The following is a 5,349-nucleotide window of genomic DNA, read 5'->3' on the forward strand; positions in this document are numbered from 1 at the left end:
CCTGCCGAATATCTGTCGCTGATCTCCAACGCCATCCGCATCTCCCTCGTCGCATCTAGTACGAAGGAATCACGGTCGCCGAAGCCACGCAAATCACGCCAGAGTCAGATCATCCGCTCAGCGGTATAAGGTGACATGGCGTCCGATCGATTGAATCGAAAGCTCTATTGAGCCCGCGTGGCGCTTAAGCGTCTTGGAATCCAGCATCCCAAGGGGTTGACCGGATTTCGCATGAGCGCGCGGTCCCCTCCCAGGAAAAGGCCGGAGAGCCGCACAAAATTGGGGTTCTGTCTCACGGTCGGTTTGAGCGGCAGCTTGCCAACTCAGGCCGACATGCCTCGACGCTTCATCTCATCGCCTCCCGACGTCATCGCGAACCGCCCGTGCGCACCAGGCCGCGAGAAGGGCGGCGAGGGCATCGGGGTCCAGTCCATAACTGTCTGGCAGGCTCGCATTGCGTCCGGTGAGGCGACGGTTCAACGCCGCGAAACGTGTGGTCCCGAGGTTCGCGTCGTCGAACACGACCAACCTCTGCACAGAGCCCTTCACGGCCGCCACTGTGAACCCGCTTAATGCGTGCCAGTTCCAGCGCCTGGAACGGCCCATCTGCCGGGTCATCAAGCCTGTCGCGTCCAAATGCAGCGTCGAGCCCTGGATCGCCAGCAGGATCAAGATCGGCGCACCGCCCAGGAAGAGCACGACACCCGGCCATAGCATGATCTGAATCGCCATCGGGGGTGCTTCGTGCAACACCATCCAAAGCATGACCCCGCCGAAGACGGACGACACGGCGGCGACGAACAGAAGCTTTTTCACCGAGGCTCGCAGGACGAGCGGGCCCGGGTATCGAGCAAGCAAGGTCTCGACAGTGCGAGTCTCTGTTTCCAGCAGGCCCGGCCGCAACTGCCAGACGGCGATGGCGGCACATCCCGCAAAGAACGCCGTCGCCACGATACCGCCGTCTGCTCCGGTGACGATCATTCCGACGCCGGCGGCAACGAAGAGGAGACTGAACCCGAGCATCACAGAGTATAGGAGACGGGGAGGAATCTTTGGTTTCGGCAAGACCGATGTCTCCTCTACTCCGTGGCGATTTCGACGTAGAAAGAGGATATAAAGCTCACTCGATCGCACGGCCACCATCAGGCATCCCGCTTGCCGCCACGGTGCCCCCCTATCGTGCCCGGCCAAGTCCGGTCATTCAGAGGCGTTGGGATTGCCGACAAGCAGACCGTCCAGGGGGCCGACCAGGGTCGTGATGGGGCAAAGTTTCGATGTCCCATCGTCAGAGCAGCAGACATTCGCAAATCCAAATGTCCTGATGGCCGTGAGCCATCCGTTTGATGTGGCGCCTCAAGCGTCGCGCCGTTCGACGGCAGGCCGGGAGACCAGGGCCGCCGCGAAAGCACCGACCGTCAGCCCACAGGCCGTGAGAAACGTCGCGGTGAAGGCCGCGCTTACGGCTTCAGGCGAGGCCTGGGCGATATCAGGCGTGCCGGCCGCGATCGCGAACACCGTTCCCATGATCGATCCGCCGCTCATGAAGCCGAGATTGCGCGACAATCCGAGCAAGCCGGAGAGGCTGCCGCGCTGGTCTTCAGGGGCGGCGCTCATCACGGCGGTGGTGTTGGCCGCCAGGAACAGCTGAAATCCCGGCGTGAGCACCATCAGCGACAGGACGTATCCGGCGACGCCGATCCGCATCGGCAGCACGGCCAGACAGACGAGGCCCACCATCGTCTGTGCCAGACCGATCAGCAGGACGCGCGGCGCTACGAACGCGTCGGTGATGCGGCCGGCGATCACGCCGGACACCGCGGCCGTCGCGGGCCCCACGGCCATGACCGAGCCGACGAGGGCCTCGTTCAGTCCCAGGGCGATGGTCAGATAGAACGGGCCGACCACGAGGGTCGACATCATCACGGTCGCCACGATCAGGTTCATTAGAAGCGACGAAGAGATTGCCCGGCTGCGCAAGGCTGCGGGCTGGACCAGGGGCGCGGCCGCCCTGCGCTCGACGACGATGAAGAGAACGGCGCCGAAAGCCGATGCGCAGAGAAGCAAGAGGCTCGCCTTCGCCGGCAGGTCGCTGCGCCCGGCCGTGACCGCAACGCAAAACGCAGTCAGCGCGCCGGTCAGGACCAGCATGCCCGGCCAATCGAAGCCTGTCCCGTCGGCACGCCCGGCTTTTCGGGCACGCGGCAGGACACAGGCGGCATGGAATAGCCCGGCGCTCCCCAGAAGCGCCAGGACAACGAATGTCGTCCGCCATCCCGACGAGGCGATGACGAGGCCGCCCGCCGAGGGTCCGAGCGCGGTGCCGATTGCCGACATCGTGCCCAAAAGGCCCATGGCCGTCCCTGTCCGCTCCTTTGCCACGGTGTCTCGCACCAGCGAGATCGACTGGGCCATCAGGACCGCGCCGCCGATGCCCTGCAGGGCGCGGGCAACGATCAGCAGGGCCAAGGAGGGAGCGGTCGCGCACAATGCGGATGCGCCGGCGAAGATCGCCAGACCGCCGAGGAACACCGGACGCTGCCCCAGCATGTCGCCAAGCCGGCCAGCGGAGACGATGACGACGGTGACGGACAGGAGGTAGGCCAGCATCACCCATTGCACGTGCGAAACGGGCGCATGAAAGTCGCGCGCCAACGCCGGTAGTGCCACGGTGGCTATGCTCACTCCCAGGGATGCCAGCAGCATCGCCAGCGCCAGCACCGCGACGGCGCCGCGGTTGGGGGAAGTCTTCGAGATGGGTTTGGCATCGTCGGACATCGTGCGCGCCCTTGCTCTGAGTTGATCGGAGTGGCAGGCTGCCACTTCAAGTCAACTTGAGGTCAAGAGCCCAAATGCTGGATATCGGCGAGTTGTCTGCGCAGGCCGGCATTCCCCCTTCGACATTGCGCTACTACGAGGACGTCGGGCTGATCCGTTCGGTGGCTCGCCACGGGCTGCGGCGGCAATACGATCCGGACGTCTTGTTGCGGCTGTCGCTGATCCAGCTCGGCAAGTCGGCCGGCTTCACGCTTTCCGAAATCGCCGCCATGGTCGGGCAAGATGGCCAACTCGACCTGCCCCGCGCCGACCTTCACGCGAAGGCGGACGCCATCGAGCGGCAGATCGGCAATCTGCAGGTGCTGCGGGACATGTTGCGGCATGTGGCGGATTGCCCGGCGCCATCTCATCTGGAATGCCCAAGCTTCCGCAAGCTTATCAAGGTCGCAGGACGGGTGCGTCCATCGGACGGGCAGCCGCCCGCAACGGAGAACGACGCACCGTTCGGGCCGCGTCGCCGGGCGCGCCCGGGTCAAGGTCGCAAGAGACGATAGAACGGGCTGTCAGGCCATGCCGCAGACGAGACGGGCGCGGCCTCAAGGCGCGAGCGGCAGGAAACTCGATCGGGCGCCAGCGACCCGGAGTTTCGGTCAGCGCCCAGCCGCCGCCATGAAGCTTGCTTCGGCCTGCGAGCCAAAGCCTTGCACCGGTTCTGTGGCGGAGATGATGCCGCCGCCAAGCACGCGAACGCCGGTGCCCTCCCCTTCATAGAAGACACAGGCCTGACCGGGGGCCACGCCGTCCTCGCCGTCGAGCAGCTCGACGACGATTTCGCCGTCGTCGCCCAGCATCAGCCGCGCTGGTGCCGGCGGGCGGGTAGAGCGGACCTTGACGAACAGATCGCGATGCGCGGCCGCGGCCGCCTCGATCGGCTCGTCGCCGAGCCAGTTGATCGCCCGCAGCCGGATCGCACGCGTGGCCAGAGCCTCGCGCGGGCCGACGACGACCTGCTTGCGCACCGGGTCGAGCGCGACGACGTAGAGCGGCTCGCCCAGCGACACGCCGATGCCGCGCCGCTGGCCGATGGTGAAATGCAGGATGCCGTCGTGCCGGCCGAGATGGCGCCCGTCCACGTGGACGATGTCGCCCGGCTCGCCGGCGCCGGGACGCAGACGCTCGATGATGTCGCTATAGCGGCCCTTGGCGACGAAGCAGATATCCTGGCTGTCCGGCTTGTCCGCCACCGCGAGGCCGAAGCGCGCGGCGAGCGCACGCGTTTCCGGCTTGGTCAGGCGGCCGAGCGGAAAGCGCAGGAAATCGATCTGCTCCTGGGTCGTGGCATAGAGGAAATAGCTCTGATCGCGATCGGCGTCGGCCGGACGGAACAGGCCGCGATGATCGCCGACCGGCCGGCTGTCGATGTAATGACCGGTCGCCAGTGCATCGGCACCGAGGTCGCGCGCTGTTGCCAAAAGGTCACGGAACTTGACCGTCTGATTGCACGAGACGCACGGGATCGGCGTTTCGCCGGCGAGGTAACTTTCGGTGAAAGGGTCGATCACCGACTCGCGGAACCGATCCTCGTAGTCGAGCACATAGTGCGGAATGCCGAGCATCTCGGATACCCGGCGGGCGTCGTAGATATCCTGGCCGGCACAGCACGAGCGCGCCCGCACCGCCGCCTCGCCGGCGTCGTAAAGCTGCAGCGTGATGCCCACCACATCGTAGCCCTCCTCCTTGAGGAGCGCGGCCACGACGGAGGAATCGACGCCACCGGACATGGCGACGACGACCCGCGTTTCGGCAGCGGGCTTCGGCAGGTCGAGGCTGTTCAGCATGACGGCGCTCTCCGTCCGGACGGCGTTTGCAACTCGGCGCTTATGTAAAGAACCTGCCGCGCGATGCCAATGCTCGCCAGGCGCACAGTATCGAGACCGGGCAGCCCGCCTCCCCTGTCGCCCGGTCTTCCGAGGCCAAGGCGTTAGCAAATTGTTACGACTGGCTTAGGGGAAATTTAAAAACGGCAGACTAGGGTCATGGATGATTAGGTCTTGGAATGCGTAGAGAGTGCAATGACCGATCAGGTGAGACCAAGAGTAAAATACGTCATCGGCCCCGACGGGAGCCCCTTGACGATTGCAGACCTTCCTCCGTCGAACACCCGTCGCTGGGTCATCCGCCGCAAGGCGGAAGTCGTAGCGGCCGTGCGCGGCGGTCTCCTCAGTCTGGACGAAGCGTGTTCGCGTTACACCCTGACGGTCGAGGAATTCCTGTCCTGGCAGGCCTCCATAGACCAGCACGGTCTTGCCGGCCTGCGCACAACCCAGTTGCAGGAATATCGCAAGAAACAGGATTTCCACTGACACGGTGGCAAACCTGATTATTAAAAAAGCCGGCCTTCAACGCCGGCTTTTTTTGTGCCCGCTTTTTACGGGGAACTGCGGCCAAAAGTCATGACCTCCGCCAGAGGCGGAGGTTTGGAACGCTGCGCTTGAGCCACTAGAAGTGGCTTTGCTACATCAGGCGTTCAGCTTGAACAAATCGTTGTAGTCAGACGCTTTATCGGCTTTTTCT

General features: G+C 64.6%; 5 protein-coding genes. 2 read left to right on the forward strand and 3 right to left on the reverse strand.

Translation table 11 applies throughout. The annotated features are described in order from the left end of the window. Positions 1-351 precede the first annotated feature (351 nt). Positions 352-981, reverse strand: coding sequence for a hypothetical protein (locus tag SMD10_RS24825; protein ID WP_331688410.1), 630 nt, complete (start codon positions 979-981; stop codon positions 352-354). 372 nt (positions 982-1,353) lie between these two features. Then, the gene (locus tag SMD10_RS24830) at positions 1,354-2,775 is read right to left on the reverse strand and encodes an MFS transporter (RefSeq protein WP_331688411.1); all 1,422 of its coding nucleotides are present in this window, start codon (positions 2,773-2,775) and stop codon (positions 1,354-1,356) included. Between the two features lie 74 nt (positions 2,776-2,849). Here SMD10_RS24830 and SMD10_RS24835 point away from each other — a divergent pair, with 74 nt between their 5' ends. Next, complete coding sequence (locus tag SMD10_RS24835) at positions 2,850-3,329, forward strand: helix-turn-helix domain-containing protein (protein ID WP_331688412.1); 480 nt, start codon at positions 2,850-2,852, stop codon at positions 3,327-3,329. Positions 3,330-3,425: 96 nt separating this feature from the next. On the opposite strand, the gene mnmA is transcribed toward SMD10_RS24835, so the two are convergent. Next, a complete protein-coding gene (gene mnmA / locus SMD10_RS24840) occupies positions 3,426-4,610 on the reverse strand; it encodes a tRNA 2-thiouridine(34) synthase MnmA (protein ID WP_331688414.1) in 1,185 nt (394 codons plus the stop codon). Between the two features lie 237 nt (positions 4,611-4,847). On the opposite strand from mnmA, the gene sciP reads away from it, so the two are divergent. Next, positions 4,848-5,138, forward strand: a complete 291-nt coding sequence (gene sciP, locus SMD10_RS24845) for a CtrA inhibitor SciP (protein WP_331688413.1) — start codon at positions 4,848-4,850, stop codon at positions 5,136-5,138. Positions 5,139-5,349: the final 211 nt, after the last annotated feature.

The organism is Consotaella aegiceratis (genome assembly GCF_036541425.1).
Taxonomy (GTDB): domain Bacteria; phylum Pseudomonadota; class Alphaproteobacteria; order Rhizobiales; family Rhizobiaceae; genus Consotaella; species Consotaella aegiceratis.